This is a genomic window from Shewanella sp. YLB-07 (assembly GCF_009377275.1).
Map to the genome: position 1 here is coordinate 1 of NZ_VOQB01000019.1, position 19,714 is coordinate 19,714.

A 19,714-nucleotide genomic window follows, 5' to 3' on the forward strand; every position below is an offset into this window, starting at 1 on the left:
GCATGTGTTAGGCCTGCCGCCAGCGTTCAATCTGAGCCATGATCAAACTCTTCAATTAAAGTTCTTTTGATGCATCCTCTTTCGAAGATGACATCGGCTCAATGAATTATACTGTTTTTCACTAACCCGAAAGTTAATGAAGCTTACATATTTTGCTTCTTTGAATTTACTTTGCTTGCTCGTGAGAGTAAGAAAGTAGAAACCAAAGTTGCTATGGTCACTCAGTGGTTCATCGAGTTAAATTTTTGATTGCTCATCCTTTACTAGAAAGAGTGAAGCAATTTCGAATAACTCAACACCTGTGAGTGCCCACACAGATTTCTTGTTTTGAATTGTTAAAGAACTTGGCGCTAAGTAGCACCGCCGTTGACGCTAGGTCGAAGGCTTTTACTTACTGACCAAGGCTATTCGTCTTGGCTAGGGAGGCGTATTCTACACTCTCCGTGGTTGGCGTCAAGGGCTTTTAAAAAATTAATTTCAACTGCTTACTTATTGCCCTGACTGCGTTTCAGCTTCGTTTAAGAAGACTGGTTTGCCGTGTCAGTGGATGCGCATTATAGGGAGTTTCGATGTGAGCACAAGGGCTAAACTTAAGAAAATTAGCTAATAACTTCCGAGTGGGTGTTTTACGGACGATGAGCTTACTTAAGCTACAAATATGGGCTTGTAACGGACTATATAAACCAAAAAGGAGCCTTAGCTCCTTTTATTTGATCTTTACTCGCTATTGATTTAGCGAGTAGTGCTTATAGTATTAGCTAATACTATTGGCTAAAGAAGCGAGACTCCTGCGTTGCTTCTATTAACTCATTGTCTGCGGTATTTGTCGTCGTAACCTTGAAATCAATTTTGATCATGGGATGTGAAAGCTCTACAGGGTCGACAGCTACACTGATAGGCAAGGTTAACACTTCCCCCGCAGCGACTTTGACTTGCTGTGGACCAAACCATTGATACTCAGGTAGACCTTGCACCGACAATTTATATTCATGGGCTTGTTCGGTTTTATTGAGGATCTTTATAGTAAAGGTATTCTCGATCAGTCCATCGTTATTCTCCCTGAATAACTGGTTACGATCTCGGATGATATCAATTCTAATTGGCGCTATGGTTGCACTGGCATAGACAAAGACCAATATCATCGCCGCTAACACTACACCATAGCCGACTAATTTAGGCCTAAGAACCTTCTCTTTAATACCCTCGAGCTTATTCTCTGTGGTATATGAGATTAAGCCTTTCTTATATCCCATTCTATCCATGGTATTGTCACATGCATCGATACAGGCACCACAGTTAATACACTCATACTGCAGACCGTTCCTAATGTCGATTCCTGTCGGACAAACCTGAACGCACAGATCACAATCGATACAGTCACCTAAACCAAGTTCTTTTGGATCAGCCTTACGAGATCTAGGACCACGGGTCTCGCCTCTCTTAGTATCGTAACCGACTATAAAGGTGTTCTTATCAAACATCACCGCCTGAAAACGAGCATAGGGACACATATGAATACACATGATCTCTCGCATCCAGCCGGCATTACCATAGGTAGCTAAGGTAAAGAGTGCCACCCAGAAATAGATGCCCCCAGTTGCATTCAGGGTAAAGACTTCTATATATACCTCTCTACTCGGAACGAAGTAAGAGACGAAGGTCATTGCCGTCAATAGGGATATCGCAATCCATGCCGTATGCTTAGCAGCCTTGCGCCATAGTTTATTAAAATTCCAGGGCAACTGATCTAACTTCATACGTTTATTTCTCGCTCCCTCCAACTTCTCTTCGAACCAGATAAAGATAAAGGTCCAAACAGTCTGCGGGCAGGTGAACCCACACCAAACCCGGCCGAGGTAAGTCGTCACGAAAAAGAGTGCGAATGCGGCTATAGTAAATAGTGCAGCCAGGAGTGTCAGATCTTGCGGCCAGATGGTGAGTCCAAATATGTGAAATTTCTGCTCAGCCAGATTAAACCACACCGCCTGACGGTTCCCCCAAGGGATCCAGGGAAGTATGAGAAAAAATGACATGGTAATCCAACCTAGTCTTCTCCTGAGCTTAGTCCACAGGCCGTTGATAGCTCTAACGTAAATTCTATTGCGGGGGTTAAACCTATCTGCTTTACTAGCATCCGGTTGGTGGATTTTAATCCGCTTAGCCTTAGAATAATCCTTATTATTAGAGTCTGCGCTCATCTTTGTAACCTTACCGCTTTAATCTTGCACGAAAATTAGCTTATTATACCCCTATAGTACATCTAATAAACAAAGTTGGATTTAAAAATGAGAGGCTGGATAATATTAGGGTTAGGAGCTGGTGTGCTGTATTACCTGGCAACAGAGACCAATAAGTTAGATGAACCAATGGCACAGACAGATGCCCTTCTGCAGAAGATAGAACGCAAGCTAGATGCCATGAGAGGCACTAAGATAATCAGGGTGGATAATAAGACATCTCAACTCAAGAAAGAGATATCCCAACGCATGTCTACCGGGGAGCTCGGAGCGCTCGATGATATATTGGAATCCGAATACAGCGTTCAATCATTTAAAGATGAATATTGTAGTGGCTCAGCCCCAAGACACGAGAGTTTAAGCCGGGATAACCTGCAATATATCTGCGACAAGCTCAGATAATCCCTATCAAATAATTCCCAATAGCTTTATTCATGATTCTAGGTTCAAACGGCATTTATCTCTGCCTATCATTGACCTAGGTTCGCTTTCCGCCTAGCCTTTGGACACAAATGCCATTAGGTATAACGTTGAAAAGGCTATAGCAATGACCCAGCAGGTTTCAGACATATTTGATCCCACTCTGTGGGAACAGGTTTCCGGATTCGATTTCGAAGATATTACTTACCATAGGGCCAAAGATCAAGGAACGGTACGAGTTGCAATTAACCGTCCTGAGTGCCGGAACTCTTTCAGGCCTAAAACCGTCGATGAACTCTATATCGCGCTGGATCACGCAAGGCAGTGGTCTGATGTTGGCTGTGTTCTGCTTACAGGCAATGGTCCTTCGGCTAAAGATGGAGGTTGGGCCTTTTGCGCCGGTGGGGATCAGCGTATTCGCGGTAAAGACGGCTATAAATATGAAGGTGTCGAAGAAGGTAAACCGGATCCTGCACGTATGGGTCGTTTACACATACTCGAAGTTCAGCGTTTAATCCGCTTCATGCCTAAGGTGGTTATTGCAGTCGTTCCAGGATGGGCCGTGGGCGGGGGTCATAGTCTGCATGTCGTTTGCGACCTGACTCTGGCTTCGAAAGAACATGCCATCTTTAAACAGACAGATCCAGATGTGGGAAGTTTCGACTCAGGTTATGGCAGCGCCTATCTGGCGAAGATGATAGGTCAGAAACGTGCTCGAGAAATTTTCTTCCTTGGCTTTAACTACAGCGCAGATGAAGCCTTCGATATGGGCATGGTTAACCGCTCTATCCCTCATGCCGAACTTGAAACTGAAGCGCTAAATTGGGCGAGAGAGATCAACTCTAAATCGCCGACGGCGATGCGCATGCTGAAATATGGCTTCAACATGGCTGATGACGGTCTGGTCGGACAGCAACTCTTTGCCGGAGAAGCCACACGTTTAGCCTATGCAAGCGAAGAAGCGAAAGAAGGAAGAGATGCCTTCCTCGAGAAACGCGATCAAGACTTCAGTAAGTTCCCCTGGCACTACTAGCACCTCTTTATTCTAATGTGAGTAAGCGAGCAATTTTTTTATCTAAATAGAGCCGTAGTTATCGATGGCTCTTTTATTTTCCAGCCAAGGCCATCATTTAGCCTATCCACAAAATCGACAGAACAAACGTTAAAACCAAATTCTAATCGGTAAATATAATTAAGCTTATCTAGGGAATCCTCTTTATTACACAGATGATAACGATTATCATTTAGTTAAATATTACCGAGAGGCTCTCACCATGACTAAAACATTCACCTTTGCCATTTTACACTTCACAGTCGCATTTACTGTTACTTACCTGCTAACCGGTAGCGTAATCTTAGGTGGAGCCATCGCCTTAATCGAGCCTGCTGTTAATACCGTTGTTTTTTACTTCCATGAAAAAGTATGGAAAAAAATAGAGCAGCAACAAGAAAGCTTACTCGTAAACTAGATTACTAATCTTTGAGCAAGCCTATCGGCGACTATTAACTTGTTTCTGTCAGCTAACGAGTAGTCATGCTGATGGCAAGTTTAACCAACGCCATCATTAGATAGTGAATCAAACTCTTGTCATAAAAGCTTCACAAAAATTTTATCAATTAGTAGCTAAAAAGACTTGTTAACAAATTCCACAGCCAAACTTAAAATAAGCTTAACCCGATATAAAGGCCACGAGAAACATACCTATATATGGTCTCAAAACTAGCTCTAACCTCCCATAGTCATTGACTCAAGGCTTCACATCTAACCTTAAGAACTCTTCGTATAAAAATCGATACAAGAAGAGTGAAACCCACAAGTGCGCAACAAAAAACGATCAACTGAATTCCTCACCTTGCCATGACTAAAGCCCCACCGAAGACACTGTAACTTAGCTGTCATATAAGTCTGTCTTAATGCGCTTGCTTCCAAGAGAGGAAGTCCTAATTTGAACTTGTATGACGACTTAATAAGAGTGGAACTTGTGATGAAAAAAGTTATTGGTTTATTAGCCGCTGTTAGCTTATTGACAGCACCACTTGCTCAGGCAAGCACAGTGACGGTATCGGGTTCGACCTCTGTTGCACATGTGATGGAAGTCCTCGCCGAAAACTATCAAAAAGTAGCGAACAAGAATATTGAAGTGCAGAGTACCGGTTCTTCCGCCGGCATCCGTGCAGCTAAAGACGGCACCAGCATGATAGGAATGTCATCCCGTAATGTTAAACAGAGTGAATTGAACTCTGATACTAAAGAGATTGTCATCGCTAGAGACGGAATTGCTGCGGCAGTCAACAATGCCAACCCAGTAAAAAACCTGACTCAAGCACAGATCTCGAAGATCTATCGTGGTGAAATTAGCAACTGGAGTGAAGTTGGCGGCGAAGCTAAACCCATTGTCGTTGTCACTCGAGAGAATGGGTCCGGCACTCGTGGTGCTTTCGAAGAGATAATGAAACTTCAACGAACCGTTAATGGCCATAAAGTCACGGCTATCTCACCTAGGGCCCAAGTTGGTAATGGTAACGGTATGATCAAGACTATTGTTGCCAATAACCCATACGCCATAGGTTACATCTCATTGGGCAGTATAGACGACTCGCTTCGCGCCCTGGATGTAAACGGTATTGCCGCAACAGATACCAGTATTGCGGCTGGTGACTATCAAATTGCTCGTCCATTCATTGTGTTAATAGATAAAAATGCGCATATCAATGCTCAGGATTTCGTTAACTACATACTATCTGAAGATGGACAGAGCATAGTTGCCGAAGAGGGCTATATCCGAGTTCAGTAATGAGCGGATAAAGACACAGAGGAGCCTAGCTCCTCTTTGCTGCTTGAATTCTTTTATATAAATTTATCTCTCAAATAGACGAAACATCAGCTCCCGAGGCAAAGTGATGAATACAGCAAGTAAAGTCCGTACCACAGGACTAGAGCTCGCTCCTGCAAAAAAATATGATTGGAAGGAACTATTCTTTCATCTACTCTTTCTTGCCAGCGCTATGGTTGGCGTAGTCTCTGTAGCGACCATAGGTTGGTTTGTCTTTCAAGAAGGATTACCCGCCTTTAACCAAGCTGGTGTGCTAGATATGGTCCTCGGCAGAGAGTGGTTACCACCAGCCCTATATGGCATATTCCCTATGATCGTCGCCACGCTTATCTCTACGGCTGGCGCTGTGATTATAGGTGTTCCGATTGCGATTCTTACGGCTGTTTTTCTCGCAGAACTCGCCCCAAGATGGCTGGCCAATATCGTTAGGCCTGCAGTAGAGCTGCTTGCGGGTATTCCATCAGTCGTTTATGGTTTTTTTGGCCTGGTTATCATAGTGCCTACCATAGAGACTCTTTTTAATATTCCGGCTGGTAATACAATTCTGGCCGGGATCATAGTACTGGCAATAATGATTTTGCCTACGGTTATCACGATTTCAGAAACCTCCTTACGCGCGCTACCTAGTGTATATAAAGAAGGAGCCCTGGCACTAGGCGCTTCCCATATCTACAGCATATTCAAAGTTCTTATTCCTGCCGCGCGTAGCGGTATCTTCACGGGTGTGGCTCTGGGTATTGCCCGCGCTATCGGCGAAACTATGGCCATAATAATGGTCATGGGTAATGCTCCCGCTATGCCGGGTTCCTTACTTGAACCAGCCAGAACCCTGACCGCCAACATAGCCATGGAGATGTCTTACGCCACAGGTATTCATGGAAGTGCCCTCTACTCGACCGGGATAGTGCTCTTGGTGTTTATCGTGTTACTCAATGCAAGTCTGTTATACCTGAACCGTAAGAGGAGCTACTAATGCTTCAAGATAAACGTATTTTCAACAGAGACACTCAAGACAAACTATTACTGGCCGCTATTTGGGGCTCAGCGGCAATCACCATTCTATTCTTGCTTTGGGTCGTGTGGCACATTCTTAGCAATGGACTGGCTTATGTGAGTTGGGAATTTATCACCAGTGCCTATACCCGCATAGGTGAAGCATCCGGGATCTGGGCCATGATAGTCTCGACGGTCTACATGGTAGGGTTATCTCTGGCGATAGCGGCACCCATCGGCATAATGACAGCCATCTACCTTACTGAATATGCCAAGCCAGGCAGCAAAATAGTTAAGACTATCCGTTTCTGTACCGAATCTTTGGCGGGTATTCCCTCTATCGTATACGGCCTATTTGGTATGACTTTCTTCGTTACCACCTTAGGCTTAGGCTTCTCAATACTTGCAGGCTCACTCACCTTAGCCATGTTGATACTACCTGTACTCATTCGTACCACAGAGGAAGCCTTGCTTGCTGTGCCTATGAGCTATCGTGAAGGCGGTTACGCCTTAGGCAGCTCAAAAATCTACACCATATGGCGGCTCATATTACCCAGTGCCATGCCTGGAATCGTCACTTCAGTGATATTAAGCATAGGTCGAGTCATAGGTGAATCGGCGCCGGTTTTCTTAACCGCTGGCATGGTGACTCAAATCCCCGAGTCGGTGTTAGATTCGGGCCGCACCTTGACCGTGCACCTGTATAAGCTGACACAAGAACTTTTTACTCAACATGAATGGGATCAAGCTTATGCAACCGCAACCGTCTTGATTGTACTCGTTCTGATTTTGAATCTGGCAACCAAGTTTATTGCCACGCGAATTAAATCTTAAAGAAGGCCAGTAACATGAATAAATTTGAAGTGAGTAACCTTAACCTTTTCTATGGTGATAATCAGGCACTGAAAGATATCTCGTTGAAGATCCCATCACGTCAGGTAACGGCACTTATAGGACCTTCTGGTTGCGGTAAGTCGACACTACTCAGAACCCTAAACCGCATGAATGATCTGGTCGAAGGGGTAAAGATCACCGGCGACGTAAAATTTGATGGAGAAGACATCTATGCGAATGTCGACGTTAAGCAGCTTAGAATGCGTGTCGGCATGGTATTTCAAAAGCCAAATCCTTTCCCCATGAGTATCTATGAAAATGTCGCCTTCGGCTTAAAAGCGCAGGGGGTCAAAGATAAGAGGAAATTAGACGCTGTGGTTGAAGAGTCGCTGCGAAGCGCAGCACTGTGGGACGAAGTTAAAGACCGCCTGGACTCTGCCGCATTTGGCCTCTCGGGCGGACAGCAGCAACGTCTCTGCATTGCCAGGGCAATCTCGATGCAGCCCGAGGTGATCTTGATGGATGAACCTACCAGCGCACTGGATCCTATTGCCACTCACAAGATTGAGGAGTTGATGGATGAACTGCGTAAAAAATTCACCATAGTGATTGTGACTCACTCCATGAACCAGGCGAAGCGAATTTCTGACAAGACAGCCTTCTTCTGGATGGGTGAGCTCGTTGAGCACGGCGAAACATCTCAAGTGTTTAATCAGCCCAACGACAAACGCACCCAAGGCTATGTCAGCGGCGAGTTCGGTTAGCTTGTATTTAATATCCTCATACGCCATAAAGGTGACTTGTTTCAATCATGCTAATGAGATAGCTTAGGAAGTATGGGTTTATCGCAAATAAGGTCAAAATTCATATGGAAAGAATGAAAGAAGTTCAGGAACACCTTAAAAACGAATTCGAAATCTATAACAAAGCAACATCTAAGAAATTACCACCGATCTCTGTAGATAACACTGAAAGCCTTGAAGTATTGCTCGAGTGCGTTACCCGACGCGAATCTTTAGGACAAGCCAGAACACAGGGCTTACCACCATCATCAAAATTGAAAGCCGCAATTGCAGATACTCTGCTTTTACTGGACAATTTTGATATTAAAATATCAAAAGATAAAGGTGCAGCTGAAAGGGGTAGCTTAAACAAAAAGCCCCCTAGCTAAATGATACCATTCCGAGTAAGTATCTGAACATTCAGCGGGAGTTCAAAGCACTGTAGGCAAGGCGAATGTTTGAAGCTAATAGTTATTTCTATATCGAGAACATTCAACGTAGCATAAAGGGTTTTGAAACCCGCACTGCGTGAGGCTCTCAGTGTTTCCACTTCTGTGTTACATTGACTTAAAAGGGAATAACCATTTCCTCATCAATGTGCCTTGAATTGAAAAAAACTGAGAGCCTCTGAACTGACCAGATACTTATATGGAATGGTATTAACGCGCCCCATACAGGTATGGAGCATCGAAACACCATCATCTATGGCAATCAATACCTCCGGGCTCACCGACAGAGTAAAAAAAACCGCCTATCAGGCGGTATTTTCATTCGATATTCCGCTACATCTCTCTAATTTACCAAGCTAAAAAGAGGTGTTTGCACAACGGGTTGAAAATCCAGTGCCATGGTCACACTCAAAGCGGTAATGGTCACGATGGAAAATCCAAACACCTGACGTGCCCAGCTCTGCAGATTAGTACCATGGCGATAACCTCTCAACGCCATGGCCAGCCACCACAAGCTGGTAGCAAAAGTAACCGCCATAAAGGCGATTCCCGTATAACCCGCCAACGGCAGTAAAGCTGCCACTAAAGCAAATACCGCAATATAGAGCACGATATGCAATTTAGCCTTAGTGATCCCTTCTGCCACCGGTAACACAGGTATATTGGCGGCGGCATAATCATTGAAACGAAAAATAGCAATGGCGTAGGAGTGTGGCATCTGCCATAAGCTAAACATCAGCAGCAAGATAACAGCTCCCGCATCCATCTCACCTCTGACGGCGCAATAGCCAACAACTGGCGGCACCGCTCCCGAGAAGCTACCGACTAAGGTGCCATATACGGAATGACGCTTCATATACAGGCTATAAACACCCACATAGACTATGTAGCCAATGGCGGCAAATAGAACCGCCAGACTATTGGTAAATATCGCCAACATGCCAAAACCGATGACACCTAAGCTTATGCCATAAATCATCACGGCACGCACAGAGAGCTTCCCGGTCACTGTGACTCGATTGCGAGTGCGCTGCATCTTGGCATCTATATCGCGATCGATACAGTTATTGATCGAGCACCCCGAAGCTACCACCAAGGACAAGCCAATCATGGTTGTAAACATCAAGGTCAAATCCACGTTGCCTTTAGCGGCTAACAAGAAGCCACCAGCGACAGAAATCAGATTCCCCATGATAATGCCAGGTTTAGTGACCTGAACATAAGCTTGTAGACGTGACTTCAATTTTGCAGACATACTCAAACCTTGATTATTCATGATTGTTTCCCTACATCATCAAAGCGTTAGCTTCGTAGATAATCCACACCGATAAGCCCACGACCATGACAATAATCAAGGCGGTGAATAGGAATGAGAATGTATTGATCTTGCCTTCTTTAGAGAAGTCCAAGTGCAGGAAGTACTTTAAATGCACCACTATCTGCACTATAGCCATCACCAACACTAAACCTAAGGTTATAGGCTTCTCGAAGTGATGTGTCATGACCGCCCAAAATGGAATGCCGGTTAAGATAACTGATAACACAAAGCCTACGAGATAAGATTTAACGCTAGCCATGAAATCATCTGAAGTAAGACTTTCACTTGTATGTGCTTGACTCATCACAGCATCCCCAATAAATAAACCACGGTGAAGACACAGATCCAAACCACATCTAGGAAGTGCCAGAACAAGCTTAAGCAGCCCAAACGTGTGATGCTGCGGTTATTTAAACCCGACTTAGTGACTTCCAACATCATGATCGCCATCCAGATAAGTCCGGCAGTCACATGCAAACCATGCATGCCAACTAAGGTGAAGAAAGCAGTCAGGAAGGCACTACGCTGAGGTCCGTTACCATGTTCGATCAGATGATGGAACTCATAGATTTCCATGGAGATAAACGCACAACCTAAGACAAAAGTGATCAACAACCAGATCAAGGTTGCAGCTCTCTTCTGGTGCTTAGCGCAAATTAATGCGAAGCCAAAGGTAATACTACTGATCAGCAGTGCAGCGGTTTCGATTGCGACGAAGTTCAATTCGAAAATATCTTTACCGGAAACACCGCCGTCGGTATTCATAAAGAGCACGGCATAGGTTGCGAAAACCGAAGCAAACAAGATGCAATCGGTCATCAGATAGATCCAAAAACCTAATAGCGTATTACCACTGGCATCATGATGTTCGTCATGATGCTCTTCAGCCTGTACAACTTCTAAATCTGCTCGGATAGCAATACTCATGTCAGCCCCCTTGCAACCTTATCTAAGTGCGCATTTTCAATTCTGGCAATTTCATCAGGTTGAACATAATAATCATGGTCATTGCTATAGGCACGGAACAGGAACACCGCGAAGGCACCCAGCATTCCAGCGATAGCCAACCAAAGAATGTGCCAAATAGCGGCAAAACCAGCGGCCGTAATACCTAAGGCCATTAAGATACCGCTAGAGGTATTTTTAGGCATATGGATTGGCTGATAACTTTCATGACGCTGATAAGCCTCACCCTTCTCCTTCATGTCGGTAAAGGTGTCTATATCTGACACTTTAGGGAACTTAGCAAAGTTATAGAACTGAGGTGGTGATGAGGTTGACCACTCTAATGTATGGCCATTCCATGGATCACCTGTGGTATCCAGGTTTTGCTCACGATCACGGAAACTCACATACAGTTGTACAAACTGCAATATCACGCCAGAGAAGATGATAAAGACTCCCACCACAGAAACATAAAGCCAGAAATTCCAAGCCGGGTTATCAGTGTGGTTGACACGACGAGTCATACCTAAGAAGCCAAGCACATACAGAGGCATAAATGTAAAGTAGAAACCAACCAACCAACACCAGAATGCCGACTTACCTAAACGTTCATTAAGCTTGAAGCCCATGACTTTCGGGAACCAGTAAACGAAGCCAGCGAAGTAACCAAATACCGCACCGCCTATGATGGTGTTATGGAAGTGAGCGACTAAGAACATACTGTTATGCAATACAAAATCAGCTCCCGGCAAGGCTAACAAGATGCCAGTCATACCACCTACGGTGAAAGTCGTCATAAAGCCTAAAGTCCACAACACAGGTGCAGTTAGTCGTAAACGACCACGATAGATAGTAAATAGCCAGTTGAATAACTTAACTCCGGTTGGCACAGCAATGACCATGGTCATCACACCAAAGAAGGCGTTAACGTTAGCACTCGACCCCATGGTGAAGAAGTGATGCAACCAGACAATAAAGCCTAAGATGGAGATGGCACCACTAGCCCAAACCATAGATGTATAGCCAAACAGACGCTTAGAAGTGAACGTCGAGATGATCTCGGAGAAAATACCAAAAGCTGGTAAAACTAGAATGTAAACTTCCGGATGACCCCAAGCCCAAAACAGATTGATGTACATCATGGCGTTACCGCCACCATCATTGGTAAAGAAGTGGAAACCCAAATAACGATCTAAGGTCAACATGCCCAGCACAGCAGTTAAGATTGGGAAAGATGCCACAATCAGAATGTTGGCCCAGGTACAAGTCCAGGTGAAGATAGGCATCTGCATCAACTTCATCCCAGGTGCACGCATCTTGAGCACTGTGGCGATAAAGTTAACCCCGGTTAAGGTCGTTCCTATCCCGGATATCTGCAAGGCCCAAATATAGTAATCTACTCCAACTCCGGGACTGAACGACAGCTCAGACAATGGCGGATAAGCTACCCAGCCAGTCTTAGCGAATTCACCTAAGCCCAATGAGAGATTGATCAACAGGGCACCCGATGCGGTGAGCCAAAAGCTTAAGTTGTTCAGGAATGGGAAGGCAACATCGCGAGCACCAATCTGCAACGGCAACACTATGTTCATCAGGCCTATCATAAATGGCATAGCCATAAAGATAATCATGATGACTCCGTGAGCCGTGAAGATCTGGTCATAGTGCTCAGGCGGTAAATAACCCGCTGCGCCATTAGTGGCTAATGCTTGCTGTGTACGCATCATGATGGCATCAGAGAAGCCACGAATAAGCATCACCATTGCTAACACTATATACATGATACCTAAGCGTTTATGATCGACTGAGGTAAACCAGTCGTTCCATAACACGCCCCACTTTTTATTTTTAGTGATCAAAGCCACGATGATCATCCCTATCACAGCGACAGCCGCTAGGGTCACCATTATGATGGGTTCATCATATGGGATTGATTCTAATGTTAATTTTCCGAAAAAAGACATGATTACTCCGCCCCCTCATTTTTAGAGGATGAATGTCCAGAATGATGTGACATGTCCATATCCATATCGTGATGCATATACTGCATAACGATATGATTAAACATACCCTTGCTCACTGAGCCGTAATATTCGACAGGATTATTCTTACTTTCCTCAGCGAGTTGCTGATAACTTTGGGGATCGAGTCTCTTTCCCTGCTGTTTAAGCTTGGCTACCCAGACATCGAAGTCTTTAGCTGTCGGTGTAGCAATAGCTTTAAATTTCATATCAGCAAATCCAGCACCACTATAATTAGCCGAAATGCCATCGAAGGTACCAGGTTCATTGGCAATCAGATGTAACTGAGTCGCCATGCCAGCCATAGAGTAAATTTGGCTGCCTAACTGAGGAATGAAGAATGAATTCATTGCCGTATCTGAAGTGATTTTAAAATTAATCGGTACATTGGCAGGAAAAGCCACTTCATTAACCGAGGCAACACCCAACTCAGGATAGATAAACAGCCATTTCCAATTGAGAGAAACGACTTCAACCGTGATAGGTGTAGCTTCATGATCTAACGGCTTATAAGGATCCAGATCATGAGTAGAGGTCCAGGTAATGACTCCTAATATAATGACAATAATAATAGGTACCACCCAGACAACGATTTCAATCGTTTTCGAGTGCGCCCATTTCGGCGCATAAATTTCGTGATCACGACCATCCCTATATTTCCATGCAAAATATAACGTCATGAAAATAACTGGGATAACGACAATCAGCATCAAGAGAGTGGCCACAATGATGAGATGTTTCTCATCTATGCCAATTTGCCCCTTGGGATCCAGCACACCGCCTTCACAACCAGCCAGCATAAATGTCAATGCGGCCAGTGCTGCTTTACTTAAATTTCTAATTAACAAAGGAAGATTCCTCTAACCTTAATAGTTTACGACTCAATCCATAGATATTGGGTAGCCGTACAGTAGTGGCTTAACGCAGATAAAACAGACAGGAAGTCCATAAGAGTCCAACCTAAGTCGGCTCAATCGGTAATTCAAAGATCTGCTTTAATTAGCGAATAGCTAAATTTTGAACGAGAAAGATAAGTTTATGCTGGAGGGGCGCGGCAACCGTGTGCCGTGTGCTCGATGGAGCTTAGTTCTGGAGAAGATAATACAGGGAAGGAGTTACTTAAACCTAAGCTGTTAAGGTATTTGAAAATAAGGTGGATTAATCGCCACAAAATCTCAATGACTAAGGGATTTATCAAGAGACTAAATAAGCTCACCCCCAAGCATTCGGCAAACAAACCATCACTCAAAGCCACCAATTCGCTGATATCGACATAGCCACCAACAGACACAGATAAACCGTCAGACAGAGACAGCAAAAACACTGACCCTAGAAATAGAGTTAAGTTTGGCTTACCTATATTGGAAAACCTTGCTGCTGAGTTCAACTTTTCAACAAGGAATTGGCAAAGAGTCAATTTCAATGAACGCGTCCGACTGGGCTTAAAATCGTTAAATAGATCGAATAAAAAATATTCAGAACGTGATGTGAAGCGGAGAATAGCAAGAAGAGGCTATCGAATGAAAGCAAATCCCGCTGATAAAGCTGACTTAATATTAAATAAACCTTAATTAAAACACAAAGAGCACACAGCCAACTCAAATTTAACCAAAAACAAACAAATTGAACCCGCAAAATAAGTAAAACTGTGACGATACACATATATTAAAACTGACTTAAGGTGACCACAGCCGCCTTTAGTCAACGCTTTTTAGCCGAATAATCTAGTCAGTGATAAAACCAAAAAAACCGCCATTTAGGCGGTTTTTTATGATGCTACTAGAGAAAAATCACTCGTTATTCAACCGTCACAGACTTCGCCAAATTACGCGGTTGGTCAACGTCGGTTCCTTTGATTAGGGCAACATGATACGAGAGTAACTGCATTGGGATAGTATAGATAAGTGCAGCCATAAACTCATCACAGTGAGGCACAGGAATCACCTTCATGGTGTCATCAGATTTGAACTCAGCGTCTACATCGGCAAACACATACATCAGACCGCCACGAGCACGCACCTCTTCGACATTCGACTTAAGCTTTTCTAGTAGTTCATTATTAGGTGCAACCACTATCACTGGCATATCGGCGTCGATAAGCGCCAATGGGCCATGTTTCAGCTCACCCGATGCATAAGCTTCGGCGTGAATATAGGAGATTTCTTTGAGCTTGAGCGCCCCTTCCATGGCTATGGGGTACTGATCGCCACGGCCAAGGAAGAGTGCATGGTGCTTGTCGGCAAAATCTTCGGCCAGCTCGGCAATTGCAGTATCTAGCCCAAGTGCTTGTTCTACTTTCGCAGGCATAGACTGCAGGCTCTGAGTTATCTTAGCCTGAATATCATCGGACATACCATTATGACGTCCGATAACGGCCGTTAGCATAAGCAAACCGGCTAACTGAACCGTGAAGGCCTTAGTCGAGGCAACACCAATCTCGGCGCCCGCTTTCATCATATAAGCCATATCAGACTCACGTACCAGAGACGATCCGGCGGAGTTACATATGGTCATGGTGGCCTTGTAACCCATCTCTTTCGCCAGACGTAGCGCGGCTAAGGTATCAGCCGTCTCACCAGACTGAGAGATGGTCACCAACAAGCTGTTAGGGAACATGTGCGACTTGCGGTAACGGAACTCGGAAGCAATTTCCACATTACATGAAACACCGGCCCAATCTTCTAACCAGTAACGTGCGGCCATACCGGCATGATAACTAGTACCACAGGCGATGATCTGCACATGCTTAATATCTTTAAGGAACTCGGCGGCATTGTCACCGAAGGCAGTATCTAATACCTGCTTATTGGCGATACGTCCTTCTATGGTGCGACTCAAGGCCAGTGGCTGCTCATAGATCTCCTTGAGCATATAGTGACGGTATTCGCCCTTATCACCAGCATCATGGGTCACTTCAGACTCTTTAACCTCGCGCTCAACCGCATTACCGTCGATATCATAGATATCTACACTGCGACGAGTCACTTCGGCAACATCTCCCTCTTCGAGGAATGAGAAAGAGCGGGTAACAGGAAGTAGTGCCAGCTGATCCGAGGCGACAAAGTTCTCACCTAAGCCATAACCGATAACCAAGGGGCTACCCGAGCGAGCGACAATCATGCGGTCACTGTCACGGCGATCGATAACCACAGTGCCATAGGCGCCTTCCAACTGTTTAACCGTGACCTGAACCGCTGCCAGTAGAGTCTTATGTGACTTAAGCTCGTGATGAACCAGGTGACAGATAACTTCGGTATCAGTATCTGAGGCGAAGCTATAACCTAAGCCTTTTAGCATCTCGCGCAGCTTGTGGTGATTTTCTATGATGCCATTATGAACAACCGCAATATCACCTTGTGATTGATGAGGGTGTGCATTGCGTTCACTGGGCTCACCATGAGTAGCCCAACGAGTGTGAGCGATACCGGTTCCACCGCTTAAAGGCGCAGCCTCTAGTGCGCTAGATAGTTCCTGAACCTTACCCACACGGCGAGTACTCGTTAACTCTGCATTGTTAATTACCGCAACACCTGCCGAATCATAGCCGCGATACTCTAAACGACGTAAACCTTCGACTAGTATTTCAGCCACATCTCTTTGCGCTACCGCGCCAACAATTCCGCACATATTAATACCTAAAGTGTTATATAAATTGAAAAGTTAAAATCGAAAATTTGGATTAGTTTGAATAAGGCGCGACGATCACACGTACGCCTTGCTCGGAAATTTTTTCAGCTGCCTCATCGGGAAGTTTATCATCTGTGACTATGACGCTGATATCACCCCAGGGCAGCTCAAGATTTGGAATGCGTCTGCCTATCTTATCGGACTCAAGCATAACGATGACTTCACGAGAAACTTCGGCCATCACCTTACTAAGCCCAGTTAACTCATTGAAAGTCGTGGTCCCACGCTCGATATCTATACCATCGGCACCGATAAAGAGTTGATCGAAGTTATAGGAGCGTAATACCTGTTCGGCAACCTGGCCCTGAAAAGATTCAGAATGAGGATCCCAGGTTCCGCCCGTCATCAAGAGCGTCGGCTCATGCTCTAACTCGTGGATAGCACAGGCAAGTTGCAGGGCATTAGTCATCACCACCAAACCTCGTTTGCTGCCTAGCTCTTGAACTAGACCCGAGGTAGTACTACCGCTATCTATGATGATGCGATTGTGATCTTTAATCAGTCTGGCTGCAGCCTTAGCAATACTCTGCTTGTTCATGGATATCGATTCGGTAGCAACTTGAGTCATCTCTCTAGGAACCGAAACGGCACCACCATAGCGACGTAGTAACAGGCCCGTTTTTTCTAATACGCTGAGATCTTTACGAATAGTGACTTCAGACGTTTCGAAACGTAATGCCAGCTCATCGACACTCACCTCACCATTCTCATTTAAGAGGGTGATTATGGTATGACGTCGCTGCTGAGTATTACGTTTAGTCATTAAAGTTTCACTTAAGTTTCGTTTCGAAAGCAGGATTATAGACAAACGAAACATATTTGCAATTAATTAGACAAATTATAGTCAACTAATTCGATTGTATTTTATTCATAACTGATGCTCGAAAGCCCCATAAATGAAAAAGGCAGCCACTTGGCTGCCTTCCTATTAAATGTAAGCTTAGCGTTTACGTTAGAATTAGAACTTAGCTTCTAACGCCAGACCGAAGTGACGTCCCTCGCCAACAGTTACATCGGTAGTTGTACCGCCGGCCAGATATTCTTCATCGAATAGATTCTTAACATTTAAGCGAACACTGACATCGCTGCCCATCACATCCATGGTGTATGCTGCGCCCATGTCGAAACGTACGTAACCATCTTTAGTCACTGTATTGCTTGTATTAGCGAAACGCTCACCCACATAGATGGCACCGAAGTTAAGTGCCAGGTTATCTGTCATCTCATAACGGGTCCAGATGTTAGCCGACCATTCAGGGGCATCGACCGGAGTCATGCCATCTAAGTTTTTCTTATCGCTGGTGCTTGTGACGTACTCAGCATCTAGATACATCATAGAACCTGTCATAAACCAGTTATCACTGACCTGACCTTGAGCGCCCATCTCAAAACCTTTATGACGTTGCTCACCTTCCTGAGTAGTCATGTAGATATTACCTTCAGGATCAGGGGTTTCAAGTTCCTGCTGAACCGTAACATTTGATACCGTGATATCAAATATAGCACCAGTTAGTAATAGGCTACCGTCAAACAACTCCCACTTAGTACCGATCTCATACTGTTCACCGTATTCAGGGTCAAGATTCATACCATTGCTAGCATCTTCATCGTTGTTAACGATACCCTGCGGGGTGAAACTCTTAGAGTAATTGACATAGATGCTGCCGTTTGCCGCCGGCGAATAGATAACACCAAACTTAGGTGATACGGCGTAGCTATTGTTACCAGCCCCCTCTTTCTTCTGCTCGTCATAGCGAACACCTGCCAATACCTGCCACTCATCATTAATGGTGATCAAATCCTGAATATAGAAACCATAATGCTTGTATTCGCTCTCGTAAAGAGTCTCATCATTATTGTAATCAAGATCCGGCTTAGGCAATGGTTGCCCTGGCATAACAAGTTGTTTCTTCGCACCAGAATCTTTTAGCTGACCATAATAGTAATCCAACATGTTAGCGCCAATCAGGAATTGGTGATCTAGCCCACCAGTAGAGAAATTACCGACAAAGTCGACGTAACCTGTCTTGTGCTGCCAATCATCGTAACGATCGAATGGGCTCACATAATAACCATCGGTAAATGGATCTTCTGAACCACTCATTAATGATGGAGAGGAATCCAGACGCTGGCGATTAAACTGCTGCTCGTTATAACCCGCTTTAATTTTCCAATCATCACTGATGAAGTAAGTGATATCCGCGCCCATATTAGTGATGGTGTTATCGGTAAAGGCCCAAGGCTGATCCCAAATGATATCTTCGCCGCCGATCAAATCACCGCTGCTATCTAACCAACCACCGCGGTCGATACCTGTCTTATCTTGGGTGTGATCGTATTTAAGTGATAACAAAAGATCGTCGGTAATATCAAATTCAAGGTTCAGATATCCTAACCAGCGATCACGCTCCTGGTTAGTGCCATCTTGGTACTCTCTCCAATAGGTAGAGTCCTGCTTGACCAATACTGTACGATAACGAATGGTCTCAGCTTCATTAATTGCGCCACCGGCATCTAGCTGAAAACGGGTTGAGCCATGCTCATCGGTATCGAAACCAAGGTCGAAAACAGTGTCATAGGTAGGCTTCTTAGTGACCATATTAATCAAGCCACCAGGACCCGACTGACCATAAAGCATGCTAGATGGACCTTTTAGTACTTCGACCTGCTGCAGGGTCTCGATAGGCTGTACATAGTGAGACCACTGCTGCTGACCATTAATCAAGTAACCTGAACCTGAAGAAAGTTCGAAACCACGAATACTGAACACCTGACGGTTCCACTTCTCAGAACCGCCTGTGACACTAGAATCGTTTACCAATACTTCAGATAAGTTTGTAGCTAGCTGTTCGTCGGTAATAAAATCAGGAATAACCGCTACAGACTGTGGGGTGTCCATAAGGCTTATGTCGCCACGCATGGCGCCGGAAGCGCTGCCAACTTTGTAGTCATTGAAGCTACGACCCGTCACCGAGATACGCTCTATATTTGTGCTAGAGACTGCTTCAGTCTTGGTCTCATCGGCAACAGCTGGGGCAAGAGCTAGAGCAGAGACAACTGCTACACAAATAGGTGAGACTTTAAAAGAACGAGAAAGTAGTGACATGGCCAACCTCAAAATGGATATCAAACAAAGTTGGCAGCAATATAAATGAGAATTGTTTTTATTTAAGTTTCTTTACACGTATTTACAT

The 19,714-nt window shown here is 44.7% G+C and carries 18 protein-coding genes; 8 read left to right on the forward strand and 10 right to left on the reverse strand.

The window, feature by feature from the left end; all coding sequences use genetic code 11:
- Positions 1 to 764 precede the first annotated feature (764 nt).
- Positions 765 to 2,198 carry a cytochrome c oxidase accessory protein CcoG gene (ccoG, locus tag FS373_RS27960; RefSeq protein ID WP_144048701.1) on the reverse strand — a complete coding sequence of 478 codons (1,434 nt, stop codon included), beginning with the start codon at positions 2,196 to 2,198 and terminating at the stop codon, positions 765 to 767.
- Between the two features lie 87 nt (positions 2,199 to 2,285).
- Between ccoG and FS373_RS27965 the strand changes: the two genes are divergently transcribed.
- The 8 genes from FS373_RS27965 (at position 2,286) to FS373_RS28000 (ending at position 8,489) form a co-directional block, all read left to right on the forward strand.
- Positions 2,286 to 2,639: a hypothetical protein gene (locus FS373_RS27965; protein WP_144048702.1), complete on the forward strand. Its 354-nt coding sequence runs from the start codon at positions 2,286 to 2,288 to the stop codon at positions 2,637 to 2,639.
- Between the two features lie 145 nt (positions 2,640 to 2,784).
- The gene (locus FS373_RS27970; RefSeq protein ID WP_144048703.1) at positions 2,785 to 3,690 is read left to right on the forward strand and encodes a 1,4-dihydroxy-2-naphthoyl-CoA synthase; all 906 of its coding nucleotides are present in this window, start codon (positions 2,785 to 2,787) and stop codon (positions 3,688 to 3,690) included.
- 241 nt (positions 3,691 to 3,931) lie between these two features.
- A complete protein-coding gene (locus FS373_RS27975) occupies positions 3,932 to 4,126 on the forward strand; it encodes a DUF2061 domain-containing protein (protein WP_144048704.1) in 195 nt (64 codons plus the stop codon).
- 516 nt (positions 4,127 to 4,642) lie between these two features.
- The gene (locus FS373_RS27980; protein ID WP_144048705.1) at positions 4,643 to 5,452 is read left to right on the forward strand and encodes a phosphate ABC transporter substrate-binding protein; all 810 of its coding nucleotides are present in this window, start codon (positions 4,643 to 4,645) and stop codon (positions 5,450 to 5,452) included.
- Between the two features lie 106 nt (positions 5,453 to 5,558).
- A complete protein-coding gene (pstC, locus tag FS373_RS27985; RefSeq protein ID WP_144048706.1) occupies positions 5,559 to 6,464 on the forward strand; it encodes a phosphate ABC transporter permease subunit PstC in 906 nt (301 codons plus the stop codon).
- Positions 6,464 to 7,318 carry a phosphate ABC transporter permease PstA gene (gene pstA / locus FS373_RS27990; protein WP_144048707.1) on the forward strand — a complete coding sequence of 285 codons (855 nt, stop codon included), beginning with the start codon at positions 6,464 to 6,466 and terminating at the stop codon, positions 7,316 to 7,318. The genes pstC and pstA overlap by 1 nt, the downstream gene beginning before the upstream one ends.
- 14 nt (positions 7,319 to 7,332) lie before the next feature.
- Positions 7,333 to 8,082: a phosphate ABC transporter ATP-binding protein PstB gene (gene pstB / locus FS373_RS27995; protein ID WP_144048708.1), complete on the forward strand. Its 750-nt coding sequence runs from the start codon at positions 7,333 to 7,335 to the stop codon at positions 8,080 to 8,082.
- A 104-nt stretch (positions 8,083 to 8,186) separates the two neighbouring features.
- On the forward strand, positions 8,187 to 8,489 hold the full coding sequence (locus tag FS373_RS28000; RefSeq protein ID WP_144048709.1) for a hypothetical protein: 303 nt from the start codon (positions 8,187 to 8,189) through the stop codon (positions 8,487 to 8,489).
- 403 nt (positions 8,490 to 8,892) lie between these two features.
- Here the strand turns inward: FS373_RS28000 and cyoE are convergent, their stop codons facing one another.
- From cyoE to FS373_RS28045, 9 genes are all read right to left on the reverse strand, one after another.
- Complete coding sequence (gene cyoE, locus FS373_RS28005) at positions 8,893 to 9,825, reverse strand: heme o synthase (protein WP_144048710.1); 933 nt, start codon at positions 9,823 to 9,825, stop codon at positions 8,893 to 8,895.
- Between the two features lie 10 nt (positions 9,826 to 9,835).
- A complete protein-coding gene (cyoD, locus tag FS373_RS28010) occupies positions 9,836 to 10,171 on the reverse strand; it encodes a cytochrome o ubiquinol oxidase subunit IV (RefSeq protein ID WP_144048711.1) in 336 nt (111 codons plus the stop codon).
- A complete protein-coding gene (gene cyoC / locus FS373_RS28015) occupies positions 10,171 to 10,794 on the reverse strand; it encodes a cytochrome o ubiquinol oxidase subunit III (RefSeq protein WP_144048712.1) in 624 nt (207 codons plus the stop codon). Before cyoC ends, cyoD begins: the two co-directional genes overlap by 1 nt.
- Entirely contained in the window at positions 10,791 to 12,776 is a 1,986-nt protein-coding gene (cyoB, locus tag FS373_RS28020) for a cytochrome o ubiquinol oxidase subunit I (RefSeq protein ID WP_144048713.1), read from the reverse strand. The genes cyoC and cyoB overlap by 4 nt, the downstream gene beginning before the upstream one ends.
- 2 nt (positions 12,777 to 12,778) lie before the next feature.
- Positions 12,779 to 13,681: a ubiquinol oxidase subunit II gene (gene cyoA, locus FS373_RS28025; RefSeq protein WP_144048714.1), complete on the reverse strand. Its 903-nt coding sequence runs from the start codon at positions 13,679 to 13,681 to the stop codon at positions 12,779 to 12,781.
- Positions 13,682 to 13,869: 188 nt separating this feature from the next.
- On the reverse strand, positions 13,870 to 14,256 hold the full coding sequence (locus tag FS373_RS28030) for a hypothetical protein (protein WP_144048715.1): 387 nt from the start codon (positions 14,254 to 14,256) through the stop codon (positions 13,870 to 13,872).
- Positions 14,257 to 14,630: 374 nt separating this feature from the next.
- Positions 14,631 to 16,460, reverse strand: a complete 1,830-nt coding sequence (glmS, locus tag FS373_RS28035) for a glutamine--fructose-6-phosphate transaminase (isomerizing) (RefSeq protein WP_144048716.1) — start codon at positions 16,458 to 16,460, stop codon at positions 14,631 to 14,633.
- 52 nt (positions 16,461 to 16,512) lie between these two features.
- A complete protein-coding gene (locus tag FS373_RS28040; protein WP_144048717.1) occupies positions 16,513 to 17,283 on the reverse strand; it encodes a DeoR/GlpR family DNA-binding transcription regulator in 771 nt (256 codons plus the stop codon).
- 195 nt (positions 17,284 to 17,478) lie between these two features.
- Positions 17,479 to 19,626 (reverse strand): TonB-dependent siderophore receptor, encoded by a 2,148-nt coding sequence (locus tag FS373_RS28045; RefSeq protein ID WP_144048718.1) that lies wholly within the window; start codon positions 19,624 to 19,626, stop codon positions 17,479 to 17,481.
- Between the last annotated feature and the right edge of the window lie 88 nt (positions 19,627 to 19,714).

Coding starts and splice junctions, on each gene's coding strand:
- FS373_RS28040 (WP_144048717.1), bottom strand. CDS start 17,283: ATGACTAAACGTAATACTCAGCAGCGACGTCATACCATAATCACCCTC.
- FS373_RS27975 (WP_144048704.1), top strand. CDS start 3,932: ATGACTAAAACATTCACCTTTGCCATTTTACACTTCACAGTCGCATTT.
- cyoC (WP_144048712.1), bottom strand. CDS start 10,794: ATGAGTATTGCTATCCGAGCAGATTTAGAAGTTGTACAGGCTGAAGAG.
- glmS (WP_144048716.1), bottom strand. CDS start 16,460: ATGTGCGGAATTGTTGGCGCGGTAGCGCAAAGAGATGTGGCTGAAATA.
- FS373_RS27965 (WP_144048702.1), top strand. CDS start 2,286: ATGAGAGGCTGGATAATATTAGGGTTAGGAGCTGGTGTGCTGTATTAC.
- pstA (WP_144048707.1), top strand. CDS start 6,464: ATGCTTCAAGATAAACGTATTTTCAACAGAGACACTCAAGACAAACTA.
- cyoE (WP_144048710.1), bottom strand. CDS start 9,825: ATGAATAATCAAGGTTTGAGTATGTCTGCAAAATTGAAGTCACGTCTA.
- FS373_RS27980 (WP_144048705.1), top strand. CDS start 4,643: ATGAAAAAAGTTATTGGTTTATTAGCCGCTGTTAGCTTATTGACAGCA.
- pstC (WP_144048706.1), top strand. CDS start 5,559: ATGAATACAGCAAGTAAAGTCCGTACCACAGGACTAGAGCTCGCTCCT.
- FS373_RS28045 (WP_144048718.1), bottom strand. CDS start 19,626: ATGTCACTACTTTCTCGTTCTTTTAAAGTCTCACCTATTTGTGTAGCA.
- cyoD (WP_144048711.1), bottom strand. CDS start 10,171: ATGAGTCAAGCACATACAAGTGAAAGTCTTACTTCAGATGATTTCATG.
- FS373_RS28000 (WP_144048709.1), top strand. CDS start 8,187: ATGGAAAGAATGAAAGAAGTTCAGGAACACCTTAAAAACGAATTCGAA.
- pstB (WP_144048708.1), top strand. CDS start 7,333: ATGAATAAATTTGAAGTGAGTAACCTTAACCTTTTCTATGGTGATAAT.
- ccoG (WP_144048701.1), bottom strand. CDS start 2,198: ATGAGCGCAGACTCTAATAATAAGGATTATTCTAAGGCTAAGCGGATT.
- cyoB (WP_144048713.1), bottom strand. CDS start 12,776: ATGTCTTTTTTCGGAAAATTAACATTAGAATCAATCCCATATGATGAA.
- FS373_RS27970 (WP_144048703.1), top strand. CDS start 2,785: ATGACCCAGCAGGTTTCAGACATATTTGATCCCACTCTGTGGGAACAG.